A 19,638-nucleotide genomic window follows, 5' to 3' on the forward strand; every position below is an offset into this window, starting at 1 on the left:
TAAATTTTTATTGATCGCAACACCGACAGGTGGTGCGATGGGTAATGATTGTATGTATCAACAAACGCAACAACGTAGTACTTCTTATTCCTATAAACGCTCCTTGTTTAGTCGCAGGGGCTAACGTTATAGGGACAAGTGAATAAGTGCACATGGTGGATGCCTTGGCGATTACAGGCGATGAAGGACGTAGTAGCTTGCGATAAGCTGCGGGGAGCTAGCAAACAAGCTTTGATCCGCAGATTTCCGAATGGGGAAACCCGGCCTTTTAGGTCATTGCATGCTGAATACATAGGCATGCAAAGCGAACGCGGCGAACTGAAACATCTAAGTAGCTGCAGGAAAATAAATCAACCGAGATTCCCAAAGTAGTGGCGAGCGAAATGGGAAGAGCCTGTACGTTTTAGCATGACGCATAACAGAATCCTCTGGAAATAGGAACCATAGCGGGTGATAGTCCCGTATGTGAAATGCGATGTGTGGAACTAAGCGTACGACAAGTAGGGCGGGACACGAGAAATCCTGTCTGAATATGGGGGGACCATCCTCCAAGGCTAAATACTCGTAATCGACCGATAGTGAACCAGTACCGTGAGGGAAAGGCGAAAAGAACCCCGGGAGGGGAGTGAAATAGATCCTGAAACCGTGTGCATACAAACAGTAGGAGCGGACTTGTTCCGTGACTGCGTACCTTTTGTATAATGGGTCAGCGACTTACATTCAGTGGCAAGGTTAACCATATAGGGAAGCCGTAGAGAAATCGAGTCCGAACAGGGCGATAGTCGCTGGGTGTAGACCCGAAACCAAGTGATCTACTCATGGCCAGGATGAAGGTGCGGTAACACGCACTGGAGGTCCGAACCCACTAATGTTGAAAAATTAGGGGATGAGCTGTGGGTAGGGGTGAAAGGCTAAACAAACTTGGAAATAGCTGGTTCTCTCCGAAAACTATTTAGGTAGTGCCTCAAGTATCACCATCGGGGGTAGAGCACTGTTATGGCTAGGGGGTCATCGCGACTTACCAAACCATTGCAAACTCCGAATACCGATGAGTGCGAGCTTGGGAGACAGACGTCGGGTGCTAACGTCCGGCGTCAAGAGGGAAACAACCCAGACCGCCAGCTAAGGTCCCAAAGATTGGCTAAGTGGAAAACGAAGTGGGAAGGCTAAAACAGTCAGGATGTTGGCTTAGAAGCAGCCATCATTTAAAGAAAGCGTAATAGCTCACTGATCGAGTCGTCCTGCGCGGAAGATGTAACGGGGCTAAGCCAGTCACCGAAGCTGCGGATATGCGTAAGCATATGGTAGGAGAGCGTTCTGTAAGCCTGCGAAGGTGTCTTGTAAAGGATGCTGGAGGTATCAGAAGTGCGAATGCTGACATGAGTAGCGATAATGGGGGTGAAAAGCCCCCACGCCGTAAGCCCAAGGTTTCCTGTTCAACGTTCATCGGAGCAGGGTGAGTCGGCCCCTAAGGCGAGGCAGAGATGCGTAGCTGATGGGAAGCAGGTTAATATTCCTGCACCGTCGTATGATGCGATGGGGGGACGGATCGCGGAAGGTTGTCTGCCTGTTGGAATAGGCAGTTTCTGGTTCATAGAAGGCGCTTAGGCAAATCCGGGCGCGGAATTCAAGGGACTGGGACGAGGCACTTAGGTGCTGAAGCAATCGGAAGTGGTTCCAAGAAAAGCCTCTAAGCTTCAGTCATACGAGACCGTACCGCAAACCGACACAGGTGGGCGAGATGAGTATTCTAAGGCGCTTGAGAGAACTCGGGAGAAGGAACTCGGCAAATTGGTACCGTAACTTCGGGAAAAGGTACGCCCTTGTAGCTTGACTGGCTTGCGCCAGAAGGGTGAACGGGTTGCAATAAACTGGTGGCTGCGACTGTTTAATAAAAACACAGCACTCTGCAAACACGAAAGTGGACGTATAGGGTGTGACGCCTGCCCGGTGCTGGAAGATTAAATGATGGGGTGCAAGCTCTTGATTGAAGTCCCAGTAAACGGCGGCCGTAACTATAACGGTCCTAAGGTAGCGAAATTCCTTGTCGGGTAAGTTCCGACCTGCACGAATGGCGTAACGATGGCCACACTGTCTCCTCCCGAGACTCAGCGAAGTTGAAGTGTTTGTGATGATGCAATCTACCCGCGGCTAGACGGAAAGACCCCATGAACCTTTACTGTAGCTTTGCATTGGACTTTGAATCAATCTGTGTAGGATAGGTGGGAGGCTTTGAAGCGGGGACGCCAGTTCTCGTGGAGCCAACCTTGAAATACCACCCTGGTTCATTTGAGGTTCTAACCTTGGCCCGTTATCCGGGTCGGGGACAGTGCATGGTAGGCAGTTTGACTGGGGCGGTCTCCTCCTAAAGTGTAACGGAGGAGTTCGAAGGTACGCTAGGTACGGTCGGACATCGTGCTAATAGTGCAATGGCATAAGCGTGCTTAACTGCGAGACTGACAAGTCGAGCAGGTACGAAAGTAGGACATAGTGATCCGGTGGTTCTGTATGGAAGGGCCATCGCTCAACGGATAAAAGGTACTCTGGGGATAACAGGCTGATTCCTCCCAAGAGTTCATATCGACGGGGGAGTTTGGCACCTCGATGTCGGCTCATCACATCCTGGGGCTGTAGCCGGTCCCAAGGGTATGGCTGTTCGCCATTTAAAGTGGTACGTGAGCTGGGTTTAAAACGTCGTGAGACAGTTTGGTCCCTATCTGCCGTGGGCGTTGGAAATTTGAAGGGGGCTGCTCCTAGTACGAGAGGACCGGAGTGGACAGACCTCTGGTGTACCGGTTGTCACGCCAGTGGCATTGCCGGGTAGCTAAGTCTGGAAGAGATAACCGCTGAAAGCATCTAAGCGGGAAACTTGCCTTGAGATGAGATTTCCCAGAGCCTTGAGCTCTTTGAAGGGTCGTTCGAGACCAGGACGTTGATAGGTCAGGTGTGGAAGTGCAGTAATGCATTAAGCTAACTGATACTAATTGCCCGTACGGCTTGTCCCTATAACCTTAGCAGGGTATAGAGAATGAGAAGTATGTTGGAACGTTCGTTGATACAACTTCATTACCCATTTACTTGCTTCTCCCAGATTCCGAGATGGCGCCACGCGCCGCTCTTACAAGTCAAAGCTTGATGACCATAGCAAGTTGGTCCCACCCCTTCCCATCCCGAACAGGACCGTGAAACAACTCTGCGCCGATGATAGTGCTGCAACCAGTGTGAAAGTAGGTTATCGTCAAGCTAGTTATATAAAGAAGCCCCTTCCGGTGATCCGGTCGGGGCTTTTTTGCGTCTATCGCTTTAACTCCCACGCTGCAGGCTGAGGATGAAGCTGACGCCGTCGGCCTGGTTCTGCGCGACGATGGTGCCGCCCATCTTGGCCATATAAGTCTTGGCGACAAACAGGCCCTGGCCGCGATTGCCCTCGGCACCGGATTCCGGCTGGTCGGATACGCCATATTCGAAGATCTTGCCGATCATGTCGGGCGCAACCTGCGGTCCCTGGTTGCGGATCGCGATCGTCGCGCCGGTGTCGCTGCCTTCGAGCGTGATGCTGATCGGACTACCCGGCAGGCGATAGCGTTCGGCGTTGCGCAGTACATGGGTCACCACATCCTCCAGCGAATACTCATCCGCGCGCGCGGCCAGCGGCCCGGCCGCGCCATGGAAGACCACGTCGTCTATTCCCACGTGCGAGGCATTGGCCGCAACGTTTTGCAGGAAGGCGGTCAGGTCGATCTCCGTCACCTGCAGCTCCGATGACTGGAACGCCTCGCTCGGCGATGCGCGCCCGTACAGCACGCGGATCGCCTGCTGCATGCGGTTGATGTAGCGGTGGCTTTGATCGTCAGGCCTGCCATGCAAAACCATCAGCGACTGCAGCGGCGACATGATCTCGTGACCGACCGCATGCCACATATCGCGCTCCTGCTCGGCGCGGATGTTTTCGCGCTCGACGTCCTCGCGTACGCGCCGCAGCAGATCGTGCAGGCCGGTGGCCAGCACCCCCAGTTCATCTTCGCCGCGCAGGTCGGCCAGGTCGGTTTCCGAAAAACCGCGTGCCGCCTTCACACGCTCGCCCACATCGTCGGCGCGCTTGATCAACACCTTGATGCGGCGGATGATGCCGATCTCGATCACCAGCCACGCCAGCATCAGCGCCGCCAGCATCGCGCCGACGAACCACACCAGCCGGCTCGCCACCACGCTCAGGCTTTTGCTGACGCTGCGAACGTCGCCCTTGAGCAGCACTTCATAGCTGCCGGCTGGTGTGTTGATGATCTCCTTCGCCTCAAGCGGCACGTCGTAGGCGTCGACCGGCAGGTGGCGGATCAGCGTCGTCACGAAATGCCAGGACTGGTCCTCCGGATCGACCGGGCCGACCAGCAGCGGCAGCGGCGCCGCATTGTCCGCCAGGCGGCGGATCTGCAGGCTCTCACCCGGCAGCAGCATGGGCTTCAGGTCAGCCAGCGAGAACGCCGGCGCGCTCGGGCCGGAGCTGCTGTCGAGTAGCGGAGCGCCGTCACCCGGCGGCAGTACCGCGATGCCGACGTCGATGCGGTCCAGGTCTTCAGGCGGCCATACCGGGCGGCGCTTTTCAAACAGCGCATCCTGCAGCACGCCGACCGGCAGTCGCAGCGAGAAGAAGGCGCTGCGCGTGCAAGTGCTGTCGTCATCGGCGGCGGCTTGGTCGGTGCAACGTGGGTTTTGCCAGATCCAGCCACGGAAGTCCTTGACCACCGGCGCCTTGGCGCGCGCCACATCCGCTGCCGTAAAGCCGGTCAGGCGGCCGCGCATGCCGCCGAATCGGCCTCCCGGCGTTTGCGGCTCGGTGCTTTCCTCGAACGGCGCGATCCATTCGTAAGTCTGGCCGCGCAGCGCGACCTTGACGCGGACACGATGTGCCTGATCCACCACCTGGTCGCCACGCACATGCGGCACCAGCTGCGCGCTGTCGAAGGTGCCCGCGACATAGATAAAGCCGCCGGCCCAGGGATTGTTGCCGATGCCGACGCAGAGCGAACCGTTGTTGTTGTACTGCGCCAGGCAGCCGGACATCGCCACCGCCTGCTGCACTTTCTGCAGGTCGTCGAAGTCCAGCGCGGCAAACGGCAGCAGCAGCGGATGCAGCGCGCCGCCTTTGCCGGCGGGCTGTGGATTGAGCAGCGCCAGCTGGCCGGTGGGATGGCGCAGCGTCGCCGCCACCTGCACGCGGGTCTTCTGGAAGCTGCTTTGATAGTTCTTGTAGCTGAGCTGCTTTTCCTGCTGCACCACCGACAGCGCCAGGCCGACCGTCGCCGCCATCAGGAACACGAAGGCCGCGCGCAGCAGCAGCCGCAGGCGATAGGGTATGAGGCTGAGCCGGCGCCAGTTCACGGTCGGCGGCTTTCGCTGTCGGCCCAGCGGAAGCCGCGCATGGGAATGTTTTCGATGCAGGCGAAGTCCGGATCGATTTCACGGAAGGCGTCGCGGATGGTGCTGACGTGCTTGCGGATGTTGTCGCGATTGCGGCCGCTCTTCACCACCTCGAACAGTTCGTCGTAGGACACGACCTGGCCGCGCCGTGCAACCAGCGCCGCCAGGATGCGCTGCGCCGTCAGCGGCAGGTTGATGCGCTGGCCGCGCCAGGTCGGCGTGCGTTGGCGCAGCGGGTCCATGCTCAGTTCATTGCTGGCGGCGGCCGGTGCGGGCTCCGGCTTGTCCTTCACCGAACGCAGGATCTCCAGGAAGGTTTCGATGAAATCGGCTTCCTCGAAGGTGGCTTTTTGGAGATAGTCCCACGCGTCCAGCGCCTTCATGATGCTGCGGTAGATGGTGGCCGGCATGGCCGACACCACCAGCACCGGCGTCGCATGCCGTTTGTTGATGGCGTTGATGATGGCCACGCCCGCATGGCGTTCGCGCCCCAGTTCGATATCGAGCACCACCAGATCATAGCGCTCGCGCGCGATCGCCGCTTCCGCCTCGTCGCGGCTGAACCATTGGTCGACCGTGATGCCGGGTCGCGCCGATTCGATCCAGGCCCGCAGCTGATTGCTGGTCGGCAGATCGTCCTCGATGACGGCGACTTTGGCCATGCTGTACTCCACTTTCTGTGAATGGAACGAGTATCCACGCTTTTGCGAAAAAAGTCACAAACCGGCTGTGAGGATTTCTTCACGGCGGCGGAAGATACCGGGACGGCGGCAGCGTTGATACTTCCGCATCATCCGGCGCACCATGCGTCTCAGGGATAGGCCCTGAACTCAACCACGATGAAAAGGTGAATGCGATGAACCAGCGGATCAAACGGATAGTGCAGTCGGTACGGAATACCCTGGGTGGCGCCGGCGGTGCGGCCGCCAGCGGATTCCGCCGCAACGGCGCGCTGCTGGTGGCCGTTTGCGCGGCCGGCGCTGTGGGTTATGGACTGGTGACCCATCCGCCGCTGGCCAAGCTGGAACCCGGCAACCTGGGCATCCGCATCAACCAGCTGACCGGCGCCACCACCACCGTGCGCGACGGTGCGGTGCTCATGCTGCCCGGCGTGCACGCCCTGCGCCAGGTGCCGCTGCTGGACCAGGTGTATCGTCCCGGCCGCGCCGACAAGGCGCCGTTCCAGTCGATAGAAGGATTGGCGCTGGGCGTGGACCTGTCGGTACGCTACGCGCTCGACGCCGGCCGCATCGCCGTCATCGCGCAATCGCTGCCGCCGGATATCAATGGCGCCATCGTCGAGCCGGCGGTGCAGGGTGTGATCTACAAGGTCTTCACTCGCTACACGGTGCGCGAGATCTTTTCATCCAAGCGCGCCGAGATCCAGCAGGCCATCGAGGCGGAACTGAAGCCCAAGCTGGCAGCGGACGGCATCACGCTGCGCGGCATCACCATCGGCAAGATCACGCTGCCGGAGGAGTACCGCGCCGGCATGGAGAAGCTGCTGGCGGAAGAACTGGAAACGGAGAAGATGCGCTACACGCTGGAATTGAAGGAGAAGCAGGTAAAGCAGACCGCGCTGGAAGCCGATGCCGACAAGATCCGTCGCGAGAAGGCCGCCGAGGCGGCGGGCAATGAGCAGATCATCGCCGCCAAGGCGCAGGAACAGGCGATGGCGCATGTGCTGCCGTTCAAGCAGAAGCAGATCGAGCAGCGCAAGCTGGAGGCCGAAGCGGAGAAAGCGGCGCGCATCAAAACTTCGGAGGGCAACGCGCAGGCGCGCGTGATCGAGGCCAGCGGCGAGGCGGACTCGCGCCGCAAGCTGGCGGATGCAGAGGCCTATCGCCAGGAGACCATCGGCAAGGTGGCGGCGGCGCAGATGGAGCGCGAGGGTGACCTGATTACCCGCAATCCGCTGCTGATCCAGAAAACCATGGCCGATAAACTGTCGGACAAGGTATCGGTCATTATCGCGCCGCCATCCACCGGCGGCTTTATCGGCGCCTCGTTGCTGGGCCAGAAGGAAGGGCATTAATCATGTCGCTCATTGCCGCCGTCGCCGTGCTGGCGATCGTCACACAGGACCAGGCCGCGCTGCGTGCCGCACCCAAGGAGTCGGCGCAGCAGCAGGCAGTCCTGTGGCAGGGCGACAGCCTGGAGATTCGCGGCGAGAAGCAGGACTTCCTGCAGGTTTATGATCACCGCCGCGAGCGCGCCGGCTATATCCGCGCCTCACAGGTGCGCAAGGTGTCGCTGTCGCCGGCCGATGCGCCGGAACTGCTGTCGGTGGTGCGCTTTCTGCGCGATACGCCGGGCGCCGAATCGCTGGGCATCAGCTATGCGGCGGCGTATCTGAAGGCGGCGCCGGCGGCGGCCATCACTGCGGAACCGTTCGATGCGTTGGGCGGCATGGCGGACCGGCTGGCGCGGCGCGCCTCGTCCAAACAGAGCAAGCAGGGCGATATCACGATTGCCGCGCACCTGGAGGCGGTGGCCAACTACGGCATCGGCATCCGCGGCTTCGAGCGCGAAGGGCGCATGCAGCTGTGCTACGACGGCGAGGCGTTCCGTCGCGTGCTGGCGATGCCGTCGGATTCGCGGCAACGCGCGGCGGCGGCACTGGGCCTGACGCGCCAGGAGTGCGTCGATCCGGCGTTGCGTCCTGGCGAGCGGGTGGCGCTCGACGCGTGGCGCGCCGAGGTGCTGGATCGGGTGGACCTGAAGGACTTGCCGGCGCACGTGAAAAACCGCCTGCATATGAGGCGCGCGGCGGTGTGGTCGTCGGTGGCCTTCGCGCGTGCGCGCAAAGGCGAACCAGCGATGCCGGCGGCGCAGCGTGCGTTGGACGAGTTGGGCCTGGTCGAACCGGCTGAGCTGAGCGAGGAGGATGCCGGCGCGTTTGCCGAAGCCGGCGTGCGCGTCGGCAGTGTGCGCTGGGCGGTGGGAAGCCGCGCCTCCGGCGGCGGCTTCCACGCCGGGCATGCGCATCGTGGCGACTGCCGGGCAATCAGGCGAAACCTGCGTGGCGCTGGTGGACGACAAGCACGATCAGCAGCATCCGCTGACGCGCCGCTGCAGCTATGGCGTGGTGTGGCCGGCTTCGGCGCGTGTTAACGCCCAGGGGACGGCGTTGACACTGGCGGTGCAGCCGATGGACGGCTGGCGCGAGATGTGGCTGTTCCATAAAACCGGCGCTGGCTGGCTGGTTGATGTGCTGCCGCCGGCCGCCGCCGACCCGGACCTGGGGTATGCGGAATTCGCCGGTTGGGTGCCCGCCTCGCAGAACCTGCTGGTGGCGCGCGAGGCCCGTGTCGACGGCCGCTTCAAGCGCAGCTTCGAGCTGGTCGACATGAATACGCTGGCGACGTTAAAGTCGGCAGACAAGCCATCCTCACTGAGTTTATTCTACCGCTGGCAGGATCCGGCCTGGAAGCGCCAGACCGTCAGCCTGCGTTGAACACCCGGGTGTGACAACTGTGTCAAATTGGAGCAGCGGCATGGCGCATCAAGGCGGCGAGCGCGTGGCATGGCATTTGCTCAAAGGCTGTATATCACTTCTTAAAACAGCCAGGAGACATCATGCATCATCCATTCCGCATTCTCGCCGCCGCGACCTTTATTGCCGCCACGGCCATGACTTCCTTGTATGCCTACGCCCACGGCAATGTCGTGCCGCAGGGCGTGGACACCACCGGCCTGAAGCCGCTCGGCGACAAATGGCTGGACCAGAACCCGTATCGCGGCGACAAGCTGGCGTTGAAGATCGGTTCGTCCGCCTACAACCAGAACTGCGCTCGCTGCCACGGACTGGAAGCCGTCACCGGCGGCATCGCGCCGGATCTGCGCCTGCTTGACCGCGATTGCACCGACGTCAAGAACGAGAACAAGAAGAAGGCCTGCTACAAGGAGAGCGACAACTACTACCTGAACTCGATCCGGCATGGCAAGGTGCGCAATGGCGCCGTCTACATGCCGCCGTTCGAGGGCGTATTCAACCAGGAAGCCATGTGGGCCATCAAGACCTACCTGGAAGCCCGCCGCGACGCCGCCAAATAACCGGGAGCCCATCATGTCGAGTGTCCGCTTGCGCGCCGCCGCGCTGATTCCGTTCGCCCTGGCTCTGATGGGCGCGGCGGCTCCCGCCCATGCCGACTGGGAAAGGATACGATTATCCGGTTCGCTCAAGGTCGCTGTGTATGATCAGTTCGCGCCGTTCTCGGATCGCAGCGCGGGCATCGATGTGGATGTGGCGCAGGCGCTGGCGGCCAGGCTGGGCCTCAAACTCAGCCTGCTGCCTTTCCCCGCCGGTGAAAACCTGGGCGACGACCTGCGCAACATGGTGTGGAAAGGTCATTATCTCGGCTACGGTCCGGCCGACGTCATGCTGCATGTGCCGGTCGAGCCGCAACTGATGAACGAGAACGGCAAGGTCACCATCTTCGCGCCTTACCATGTGGAGACGGTGCGGCTGGTGCGCAGCGCGCGCAGCATGCCGGCCTACGATGGCGTCGATACGCTGGCTGGCAAAACCATCGGCGTCGAAAAAGTATCGATCGCCGCGATGGTGCTGCTGGGCGAGGGCAATGGGCGCTTCCGCGACAAGGTGCGCATCTTCGATACCGCGGCGGAGGCGCTGGAACAACTGAAGGCAGGCCAACTCGATGCCGTGCTGGCCAATCGCTCGGAGATCGATGCGGTGTTCCGCGACGATCCCGCTTTCCCGTTGAACGAAGTCGCTTTCCAGCGCCTGCCGCGCGCCGGCTGGGCGGTCGGTATGGCGGTGCGCAAGGATGACCAGGATATGGCGAAGCTGCTGCAGGCCGCCGTCAATGAGATGAAGGCCAGCGGCGAGCTGAAAGCCATCTTCGCCAGGTACGGTGTGCACGAGCAGACACCATGAGGCGCCGCGCTATCGCGGCAGGCATGCTGCTGGCGTGGGCTGGCGCAGCCGTCGCGGAAGGCGCGGCGCCCAGCTATCCGGCCACGTCCATGCTGTCGGTGGATATCGTCGGCGTCGCGCCGTTGCCGGGACTGGGCATGGACCGCAACCAGCTGCCGTACCAGGTGCAGACGGCCAGTGCGCGCGAGGTTGACGTCTCCGCAGGCCAGAATCTCGGCGAGTTCATGGCGCGCAATCTCACCGGCGTGAACGTCAACGAGATCTCCGGCAGCCCGTTCCAGAACGACATCACCTATCGCGGCTTTCGCGCGTCGCCGGTGCTGGGTTCATCGCAGGGCATCTCGGTGTATCTCGACGGCGTGCGCGTCAACGAGCCGTTCGGCGATGTCGTCAACTGGGACATGCTGCCCGAGGCGGCGATCGGCAGCGTCATGCTGGCGCCGGGATCGAACCCGCTGTATGGACTCAATACGCTGGGCGGGGCACTGGTGCTGACCAGTAAATCCGGCAAGAGCCATCCCGGCATGAATGCCGGCGTATCGGCGGCCAGCAGCGGCCAGCGCCGGACCGACCTGGCCTATGGCTACGACAGTGGCGAACACTGGAACGCCTTCATCGCCGGCACGGTGTTCAACGACGGGGGATGGCGCGACCAATCCGACGGCCGGTTGGGTAATGTCTACGCCAGGCTGGCCGGCAGCGCCGGGGAGAACGACTGGAGCGTCGCGCTGCTGGCCGCACGCAGCCGGCTGATAGGCAACGGGCTGCTGCCGGACGGCTTGTATGAGGAAAATCGCCGCGCCGTCTATACCTCGCCCGACGAAACGCGCAACCGCCTGCGCCAGATCGTCTTCAGCATGACGCATCGCTTCGATGAGCATACCGAACTGACGGCCGCGCTGTACGCGCGCAATAGCCGCCGCAGCACCGTCAACGGCGACATCAATGATGACTATGCCGAGGGTGAAATCACGCATCCGGCATCCTATAACACGACTGAAACCCGGCAGGGCAGCCAGGGTTTCAGCACCCATTTCAGCCGCAGCGCCGGCGCACACCAACTGGCCGCCGGCCTGACCTTCGACCGCAGCAGCGTGGGCTTCGCGCAGTATGAGCAGGAAGCAGGCTTTGCCGCCGACCGCTCGGTCGTCATGGATGCGGACGAGGAGCGCGAAGCCGGATCGTCGGTCGATGGCGGTTCGCGCGCGGCCGGCCTGTATGCCGCCGATACCTGGACCGTGGCGAACGACACCTGGCTGACCATGTCTGCACGCTACAACTACGCCCGCGTCAGCAACCAGCTGCGGCGCGATGCTGAACGGCAGCCGCGCGAGACCTTCAGCTACCGCAAGCTCAATCCCGCGATCGGCATTGCTCGGCTGGTGGGCGGCGGCTGGACACTGTTTGCCAATCTGTCGCAGAGCAATCGCGTGCCGACGGTAATCGAACTCGGTTGCGCCGACCCGGAGCAACCCTGCCGCTTGCCGGTTGGCCTGCAGTCGGACCCTTACCTGAAGCAGGTCGTATCGCGCACCGCCGAAGCGGGTACGCGCTGGCAAGGCGCGCGCGGCGATATGGCGGCGGTGTCGGTCTATCGCACCGTCAATCGCGACGACATCCTGTTCCGTAGCGCCGCGCTGGCGCAGCAGGGCTACTTCTCCAACTTCGACCGCACGCGCCATCAGGGAGTCGACCTGAGCGCCAGCCGCCGTTTCGGCGCCTGGTCGGCGCGCCTGAACTACAGCTATCTGGACGCGACCTACGATGCCGAAGGCGATCTGTTCGCCGGCGTGCGCAATGTCCATGTCAGGCCCGGCACCCGCCTGGCTGGACTGCCGCGCAACACCCTCAAGCTGGGACTGGACTGGCGCATGACGCCGGCGCTGACGCTGGGTGCGGACATCGTGGCGATGTCCGACATGACAACCCAGGGCAATGAGGATGGGCAGGCCGCGCCGCAAGGAGCGGATTGGCGCATACGCGGCCATGCGCTGCTTGGCCTGCGCGCCAGCTACCAGTCGTCGCCGAAATGGGAGTGGTATGCACGTGTGACCAACGTGGCCAATCGCCGCTACGAAAGCTTCGGCGCCGTCGCGGTGGATATGTTCCCGATTGGTGTTCTGCTGCAGCCTGGTGGCGAAGCGGAGCAGGCTCGCTTTGTCGCACCCGGCGCACCACGTTCAGTGGCGGCCGGGTTACGGTATCGCTTCTAGAACCCGCCGTTAGAACTGGTACTGGGCGCTGACGCCCAGCAGCCAGTTGCGGCCCGGCGCCGCTTCATAGAAGCGCTTGTTGGTGTCGCCGACGATCAACGAGCCGACATACTGCTTGTCCAGCAGGTTATTCAATCGCGCGAACTGCTTGAAGCGCCAGCCTTGCCATTGCTGGCCGGCGGTGAGGCGCGCATTCAGCACGCCATAGCCGGGCGCCGGCTGTTCCGCATTGGCGTCTTCGGCGTAGATCCTGCTGCTGGCGACCGCCTCCAGCGCGGCGCCGAAGCCGCCGCCGTCCTTCCAGGCCAGTTCGCCATAGGCGTTGGCATTCGGGACGCCCGGCAGGCGGCTGCCTTCCATGACGTTGCCGAAGCCCTGGTCGTAGACGGCGCGCAGGGTGGTCAACGCCACGCGCGTGCTCAAGCCGTAGCGCCAGGCGCTATCGAACGACAGCTCCATCCCCTGGCGCAGTGTGCGGCCGGCGTTGCGGTAGCTGGTACGGCCGCCGCTGCTGCTGTCGACCACCAGTTCGTCGCGGGTGCGGACCTGGAATACCGCCGCGTTGATGCGCGTCTGTTCACCCAGCCGCGCCTTGACGCCTGCTTCCAGGTGAGTGCTCTGCGCCGGCTGCAGGCGGAAGTTGAAGCCGCCGCCGGTGCCGGAGTAGAACAGCTCATTGAGCGTCGGCGTCTCGAAGCCGCGTGCGGCGCTGGCGTACACGTTCAGCGCCGGCGTGAGCTTGTACAGCAGGCCCAGTACCGGCGTGGTGTGGCTGTAATCGAGACTGCCGCTGTCATTGCCGTTGCTCAGGAAGTGGTCGTCCACCGAAATCTTCACGCTGCTGTGGCGCAGGCCCGCGCTCAGCATCCATGCGCCGGCCTCCCATTCCGCCTGCACATAGGGATCCAGGTTGGTCACCGTGTCGTCCTCGTCGCGCCGCAGCGCGCCCTTGGCGCCGAACTGCGTGCCGATGAAGTTTTCATAGCCCTGGCGGGCATCGCTGGAACGGCCGTACTCCAGGCCGACGGTGGTACTGAGCTTGCCGCCCGCCAGCTGGCTGACGTGCAGCCAGTTCAGGTCCGCGCCGTAGAAATCGCGGTCGAAATCGACCACGCCGCCCGAGTGGCTGGCCGGCGCCTGGAAAGCTTTGGAAAACGCCTGGTACTGGATCACGCCGCGGTTTCCGCCGTAAGCGGTCACGCGCAGGCGGTCCTCGCCGAAGAGCTGCTCCCAGCTGGCACCGATCTGCTGATGGTCGATGCTCTTGCGGGTGTTGTAGCGGTCGGCCAGCGTGCGCTTCGGATTCTGCGTATCGGTGGCGTCGATCTCGCCGGCGCGCGGATCGCGCTGGTAGGTGGCCCAGGTGACGCCCAGCGCATCCTGGGTGTCGTCCTGGCGCAGCGCGTTGGCGACGATGGTCAGGCTGGCGCCTTCCACAGGCGCCAGCGTCAGCTTGGCAAACGCCTGGTCGCGGGTGGCTGCGCTGTGAGCCCGGTAGCCGTCGGTTTCGAAGCGCGAGGCGTCCAGCACATAGCCGATGCCAGCCTGCTTGCCTTGCGCGTTCAGATCGGCCTTGCGGCTGCCGTAGCTGCCGGCGGTCAGCGTGGTTTCTATCGACGGCGCACCTTCGCCGTCGCGCGTGAACATCTGGATCACGCCGCCGGAGTGATTGCCGTAGATGGCGGAGAACGGCCCGCGCAGTACTTCGATGCGTTCGGCCATGTCCAGATTGAAGGTGGCGGCCTGGCCCTGGCCGTCCGGCATGCTGGCCGGGATGCCGTCGGCGATCAGCCGCACGCCGCGCACGCCGAAGGCAGAACGGGCGCCGAAGCCGCGCGAGGATATCTGCAGATCCTGGGCGTAGTTCTGGCGGTTCTGCGCCACCAGGCCGGGCACCGCCGCCAGCGCCTCGCTGGCGTTGACGCGCGCCTGGCCGTCGCGGATGCGGGCTGCGTCGAGCACGTCGATCGCAGCCGGCATGTCGAATACCGTGTGGCCGACGCGCGTGGCGCTGATCACGACGACATCGGCCGGAGCTTCGGCTTCATCCGCCGCCATGGCGCCGCCGCTGATGGCGAACAGCGCCGCCACGGCATTGAGTGGGAAAAGGGCTTGTTTCATGTTGTCTCCGTTTTGGTCAGTGTTATAGCGGACCAGTAAGCAATATACCTGCCATCCGATTTTTATGTGGCACGACGATTGCAATGGCAGGGGCATCTTCCTGAAAGGTGACTCCATGAACAGCTTCCTTATCCTCTCATCCCTGGTCCTCGTGCTGGGCGGTCAAGCCTGCGCCGCGCCGCTGGCCTATGTGCCGAACGAAAAATCCGGCACCGTCAGCGTGATCGATACCGCCACCGATACCGTGCTGCGGCAGATCGCCGCCGGCAGCCGCCCGCGCGGCATTGCCGCCGATCCGGCCGGCGCGCGGCTGTTCGTGACCGACGCCGCCAGCAATGCGCTGCTGGTGATCGACGCCGCCAGCGGTGCCGTGGTGCGCAGCATCGCGCTGGGTAAATCGCCCGAGGGCGTGAGCGCATCGGCGGACGGGCGCCATGTCGCGGTGGCGGTCGAGGAGAGCAACAGCGTCACGCTGGTCGATGCGCACACGGGCCAGGTGCTGGCCGACATACCGGTGCGGGGCAAGAATCCCGAGCACGCGGTGTTCAGTCCCGACGGCCGCTGGCTGCTGGTCAGCGCCGAAGAGGCGGAGCAGGTCGATGTGATCGATGTCGCGGCAAGGCGCCAGAGCGGCTCCATCGCGGTCGGCCTGCGTCCGCGCGGCATGGGCTTCAGTCCGGACGGCGCCAGGGCCTATGTGGCCTGCGAGCTGGCCAACGCCGTGTATGTGGTCGACATGGCGACGCTGGCGGCGGTGGCCCGGATCCCGGCCGGCAGGAACGCCAACGGCATCGCCGTGCATCCCGATGGCCGCCGGGTCTACGTCTCCAATGGCATCGACGCCAATGTGATGGCGATCGACACCGCTTCCAATACGGTGGTCGCCACCATCGCCGTCGGCAAGCGGCCGTGGAATATGGCGCTGACGCCGGACGGCGCCAGGCTGTACGTGGCCAACGGCCGCTCGAACAGCGTGTCCGTCATCGATACGGCCACCGCCGCCAGGCAGCCGGACGTTGCGGTCGGCGAGCTGCCGTGGGGTGTGGTGATCCGCTGAGCTGCCGCCTGGGCCGCTGCTCCATCGGCAGACACCTGTCCTAAATATGAACAGGTGTCACATCAAGGAGACACCCAGCAACACCGGTTTCTCTCCTCCTCGCAGGTATGAGCGTGCTGGCACGGTGCTTGCGAAAAGGAGAGGGCGCACTACCCACCGCCGCTTCGCCCTACCGCGAACGGCCTCATAAACACAGCAGAAAGAGGACGACATGAATCTCGCAGACATCAGCAAACTGGGCGTTGCCAACCCCTTCAAACAACGCTACGACAACTACATCGGCGGCAAGTTCGTCGCGCCGGTCAAGGGCGAATACTTCGGCAACATCACGCCGATCACCGGCCAGGTATTCTGCGAGGTGGCGCGCTCCACCGCCGAGGACATCGAGCTGGCGCTGGACGCCGCCCACGCCGCCAAGGAGGCCTGGGGCAAGACCTCGCAGACCGAGCGCGCCAATATCCTGAACAAGATCGCCGACCGCATGGAAGCCAACCTGGCGCTGATCGCCACCGCCGAGACCATCGACAACGGCAAGCCGATTCGCGAGACCACCGCCGCCGATATTCCGCTGGCGATCGACCACTTCCGCTATTTCGCCGGCTGCATCCGCGCGCAGGAGGGTTCGGTGGCGCAGATCGACGCCGAAACCTACGCCTACCACTTCCATGAGCCGCTGGGCGTGGTCGGCCAGATCATTCCCTGGAACTTCCCCATCCTGATGGCGGTATGGAAGCTGGCGCCGGCGCTGGCCGCCGGCAACTGCGTGGTGTTGAAACCGGCCGAGCAGACCCCCGCCTCCATCATGGTGCTGCTGGAGGTGATCGGCGACCTGCTGCCGGCGGGCGTGCTGAATGTGGTCAACGGCTTCGGCCTGGAGGCGGGCAAGCCGCTGGCGTCCAACAAGCGCATCGCCAAGATCGCCTTCACCGGCGAGACGGGCACCGGCCGCCTGATCATGCAATACGCGGCGCAGAACCTGATCCCGGTCACGCTGGAGCTGGGGGGGAAATCGCCGAACATCTTCTTCGAGGACGTGATGGATGCCGACGACGCCTTCTTCGACAAGTGCCTGGAAGGCTTTTCGATGTTCGCGCTGAACCAGGGGGAGGTGTGCACCTGCCCGTCGCGCGTGCTGATCCAGGAATCGATCTACGAAAAATTCATCGAGCGCGCGCTGGCCCGCGTCGCCGCGATCAAGCAGGGCAATCCGCTGGACGCCGGCACCATGCTGGGCGCGCAGGCGTCGCAGGAGCAGCTGGAGAAAATCCTGTCCTACATCGACATCGGCAAGCAGGAAGGCGCCGAGCTGCTGGCCGGCGGCGAGCGCAATGTGCAGGGTGGCGACATGAAGGACGGCTACTACGTGCGTCCGACCGTGTTCAAGGGCGACAACAAGATGCGCATCTTCCAGGAAGAGATCTTCGGACCGGTGGTGTCGGTCACCACCTTCAAGGATGAAGCGGATGCGCTGCGCATCGCCAACGACACGCTGTATGGCCTGGGCGCCGGCCTTTGGACGCGCGACGGCTCGCGCGCCTTCCGCGTCGGCCGCGCCATCCAGGCCGGCCGCGTTTGGACCAATTGCTACCACCTGTATCCGGCGCATGCCGCGTTCGGCGGCTACAAGCAGTCGGGCATCGGCCGCGAGAACCACAAGATGATGCTGGACCATTACCAGCAGACCAAGAACCTGCTGGTCAGCTATAGCCCGAACGCGCTGGGCTTCTTCTAACCATGAACCACATCATCGCCCGCGTCACGGCCACCCCGGCGGCGCTCGACATGATCGCCGACCTGCGCCGCCGCCACGGGCCGCTGATGTTCTTTCAATCGGGCGGCTGCTGCGACGGCAGCACGCCGATGTGCTACCCGTCGGGAGAGTTCGACGTCAGCGACACCGACGTCTATCTCGGCAACCTGGACGGGACGCCGTTCTACATGGGACGCGAGCAGTTCGAGTACTGGGAGCATACCCAGCTGATCATCGACGTGGTCGAGGGGAACGGCGGCATGTTCTCGCTCGATAACGGCACGGGCAGGCGCTTCCTGACCCGTTCGCGCCTGTTCAGCGACGAGGAGCTGGCGGCCTTGCAACCGCCGGCGTAGCAGAGAGCGCAGCAAACCAAAACCATAATAACCGGAGAAGATTGTGCAGAAAAAAGTCATCGCATCGCTGGCGGGGATCTCGATCCTGTCGCTGGCACAGGCGGCCGATGTCACCACGGCCATGCTCAAGAATGCAGCCACCAGTACCGACAGCGTGCTGTCGTTCGGTATCGGCTCGGAAGGCCAGCGCTACTCGCCGCTGGCGCAGGTGAACACCAAGACGGTCGGCAAGCTGGTGCCGGCGTGGTCGTTCTCCTTCGGCGGCGAGAAGCAGCGCGGCCAGGAGTCGCAGCCGCTGATCTACAAGGGCAAGATGTTCGTTACCGCGTCGTACTCGCGCATCTTCGCGATCGACCTGAAAACCGGCGCCAAGCTGTGGAAGTATGAGCACCGCCTGCCGGACGGCATCATGCCGTGCTGCGACGTGGTCAACCGCGGCGCGGCGCTGTATGGCAACCTGGTCATCTTCGGCACGCTCGATGCGCAGCTGGTGGCGCTGGACCAGGACACCGGCAAGATCGTCTGGAAGGAGAAAGTCGACGACTATGCGGCCGGCTATTCGATGACGGCGGCGCCACTGATCGCCGACGGCGTGCTGCTGACCGGCGTTTCCGGCGGCGAGTTCGGCGTGGTGGGGCGGGTGGAGGCACGCAATCCGCTGACCGGCGACCTGTTGTGGACCCGTCCCACCGTCGAAGGCCATATGGGCCACCGCTACGACAAGGATGGCAAGGAGATCGACAACGGCATCTCCGGCACGCTGAACAAGAGCTGGCCGGGCGACTTGTGGAAAACCGGCGGCGCCTCGACCTGGATGGGTGGCACCTACGACGCCAAGACCGGCCTGGCCTACTTCGGCACCGGCAATCCGGCGCCGTGGAACAGCCACCTGCGGCCCGGCGACAATCTGTACTCGTCGTCCACCGTGGCGCTGGATGTGAAGACCGGCCAGATCAAATGGGCCTACCAGAACACGCCCAACGATTCGTGGGACTTCGATGGCGCCAATGAATTCGTCACCTTCGACATGGACGGCAAGCGTTATGGCGGCAAGGCCGACCGCAACGGCTTCTTCTACGTGATCGACGCGAACAACGGCAAGCTGCAGAACGCCTTCCCATTCGTGAAGAAGATCACCTGGGCGTCGAGCATCGATATCAAGACCGGTCGGCCGAACTTCATCGCCGCCAATCGCCCGAGCGATCCGACCAAGGGCGAAGAGGGCAAGAAGGGCAGCACCGTGTTTGCGGCGCCGGCCTTCCTGGGCGCGAAGAACCAGATGCCGATGGCGTACAGCCAGCAGACCGGCTTGTTCTACGTTCCCGCCAACGAGTGGGGCATGGATATCTGGAATGAGCCGATCAGCTACAAGAAGGGCGGTGCCTACCTGGGTGCGGGCTTCACCATCCGGCCGCTGTTCGACGACTACATCGGCGCGCTGCGCGCCATCGATCCGAAGTCCGGCAAGATCGTCTGGGAGGTCAAGAACAATGCGCCGCTGTGGGGCGGCGTGATGACCACCGCCGGTGGCCTGGTGTTCTACGGCACGCCGGAAGGTTACCTGAAAGCGCTGGACGCAAAATCGGGCAAGGAACTGTGGAAGTTCCAGACCGGCTCCGGCGTCGTGGCGCCGCCGGTCACCTGGCAGGACGGCGATACGCAGTATGTGGCCGTGGTCTCGGGCTGGGGCGGCGCGGTGCCGCTGTGGGGCGGCGAGGTGGCGAAGAAGGTCAACTTCCTGGAGCAGGGCGGCTCGGTGTGGGTGTTCAAGCTGTCTTCCAAATAGAACTGTCTCCTGTAACCTTTGGGCGGCTTCGGCCGCC

General features: G+C 63.0%; 13 protein-coding genes and 2 rRNA genes. 12 read left to right on the plus strand and 3 right to left on the minus strand.

The features are described from left to right. Positions 1-132 precede the first annotated feature (132 nt). Positions 133-3,005, plus strand: a 23S ribosomal RNA gene (locus tag ACEN9F_RS22940). A gap of 126 nt (positions 3,006-3,131) precedes the next feature. Continuing rightward, positions 3,132-3,244, plus strand: a 5S ribosomal RNA gene (gene rrf, locus ACEN9F_RS22945). 59 nt (positions 3,245-3,303) lie between these two features. On the opposite strand, the gene ACEN9F_RS22950 is transcribed toward rrf, so the two are convergent. Both ACEN9F_RS22950 and ACEN9F_RS22955 read right to left on the minus strand, forming a co-directional pair. Continuing rightward, complete coding sequence (locus ACEN9F_RS22950; RefSeq protein WP_413423650.1) at positions 3,304-5,379, minus strand: sensor histidine kinase; 2,076 nt, start codon at positions 5,377-5,379, stop codon at positions 3,304-3,306. Beyond that, on the minus strand, positions 5,376-6,080 hold the full coding sequence (locus tag ACEN9F_RS22955) for a response regulator transcription factor (protein WP_413423652.1): 705 nt from the start codon (positions 6,078-6,080) through the stop codon (positions 5,376-5,378). The genes ACEN9F_RS22950 and ACEN9F_RS22955 overlap by 4 nt, the downstream gene beginning before the upstream one ends. 194 nt (positions 6,081-6,274) lie before the next feature. Here ACEN9F_RS22955 and ACEN9F_RS22960 point away from each other — a divergent pair, with 194 nt between their 5' ends. The 6 genes from ACEN9F_RS22960 (at position 6,275) to ACEN9F_RS22985 (ending at position 12,531) form a co-directional block, all read left to right on the plus strand. Next, positions 6,275-7,453, plus strand: coding sequence for an SPFH domain-containing protein (locus ACEN9F_RS22960; protein ID WP_413423654.1), 1,179 nt, complete (start codon positions 6,275-6,277; stop codon positions 7,451-7,453). A 2-nt stretch (positions 7,454-7,455) separates the two neighbouring features. Further along, positions 7,456-8,532, plus strand: a complete 1,077-nt coding sequence (locus tag ACEN9F_RS22965; protein WP_413423656.1) for a hypothetical protein — start codon at positions 7,456-7,458, stop codon at positions 8,530-8,532. Positions 8,533-8,548: 16 nt separating this feature from the next. Next, positions 8,549-8,875, plus strand: coding sequence for a hypothetical protein (locus ACEN9F_RS22970; protein ID WP_413423658.1), 327 nt, complete (start codon positions 8,549-8,551; stop codon positions 8,873-8,875). 122 nt (positions 8,876-8,997) lie between these two features. After that, the gene (pedF, locus tag ACEN9F_RS22975) at positions 8,998-9,474 is read left to right on the plus strand and encodes a cytochrome c-550 PedF (RefSeq protein ID WP_413423660.1); all 477 of its coding nucleotides are present in this window, start codon (positions 8,998-9,000) and stop codon (positions 9,472-9,474) included. Positions 9,475-9,487: 13 nt separating this feature from the next. Beyond that, complete coding sequence (locus tag ACEN9F_RS22980) at positions 9,488-10,318, plus strand: substrate-binding periplasmic protein (RefSeq protein ID WP_413423662.1); 831 nt, start codon at positions 9,488-9,490, stop codon at positions 10,316-10,318. Further along, the gene (locus tag ACEN9F_RS22985; protein WP_413423664.1) at positions 10,315-12,531 is read left to right on the plus strand and encodes a TonB-dependent receptor; all 2,217 of its coding nucleotides are present in this window, start codon (positions 10,315-10,317) and stop codon (positions 12,529-12,531) included. Before ACEN9F_RS22980 ends, ACEN9F_RS22985 begins: the two co-directional genes overlap by 4 nt. Positions 12,532-12,540: 9 nt before the next feature. Here ACEN9F_RS22985 and ACEN9F_RS22990 read toward each other — a convergent pair whose 3' ends face one another. Then, positions 12,541-14,652: a TonB-dependent receptor family protein gene (locus ACEN9F_RS22990; protein WP_413423666.1), complete on the minus strand. Its 2,112-nt coding sequence runs from the start codon at positions 14,650-14,652 to the stop codon at positions 12,541-12,543. A 115-nt stretch (positions 14,653-14,767) separates the two neighbouring features. Between ACEN9F_RS22990 and ACEN9F_RS22995 the strand changes: the two genes are divergently transcribed. From ACEN9F_RS22995 to ACEN9F_RS23010, 4 genes are all read left to right on the plus strand, one after another. After that, on the plus strand, positions 14,768-15,709 hold the full coding sequence (locus ACEN9F_RS22995; RefSeq protein WP_413423668.1) for a beta-propeller fold lactonase family protein: 942 nt from the start codon (positions 14,768-14,770) through the stop codon (positions 15,707-15,709). A gap of 211 nt (positions 15,710-15,920) precedes the next feature. Continuing rightward, positions 15,921-17,441, plus strand: a complete 1,521-nt coding sequence (adh, locus tag ACEN9F_RS23000; protein WP_413423670.1) for an aldehyde dehydrogenase — start codon at positions 15,921-15,923, stop codon at positions 17,439-17,441. Between the two features lie 2 nt (positions 17,442-17,443). After that, a complete protein-coding gene (locus ACEN9F_RS23005) occupies positions 17,444-17,815 on the plus strand; it encodes a DUF779 domain-containing protein (RefSeq protein WP_413423672.1) in 372 nt (123 codons plus the stop codon). Between the two features lie 43 nt (positions 17,816-17,858). Further along, positions 17,859-19,601, plus strand: a complete 1,743-nt coding sequence (locus ACEN9F_RS23010; RefSeq protein WP_413423674.1) for a PQQ-dependent methanol/ethanol family dehydrogenase — start codon at positions 17,859-17,861, stop codon at positions 19,599-19,601. Positions 19,602-19,638: the final 37 nt, after the last annotated feature.

Source organism: Duganella sp. CT11-25, assembly GCF_047302815.1.
In the GTDB taxonomy this organism is placed as follows: Bacteria; Pseudomonadota; Gammaproteobacteria; order Burkholderiales; family Burkholderiaceae_D; genus Rugamonas.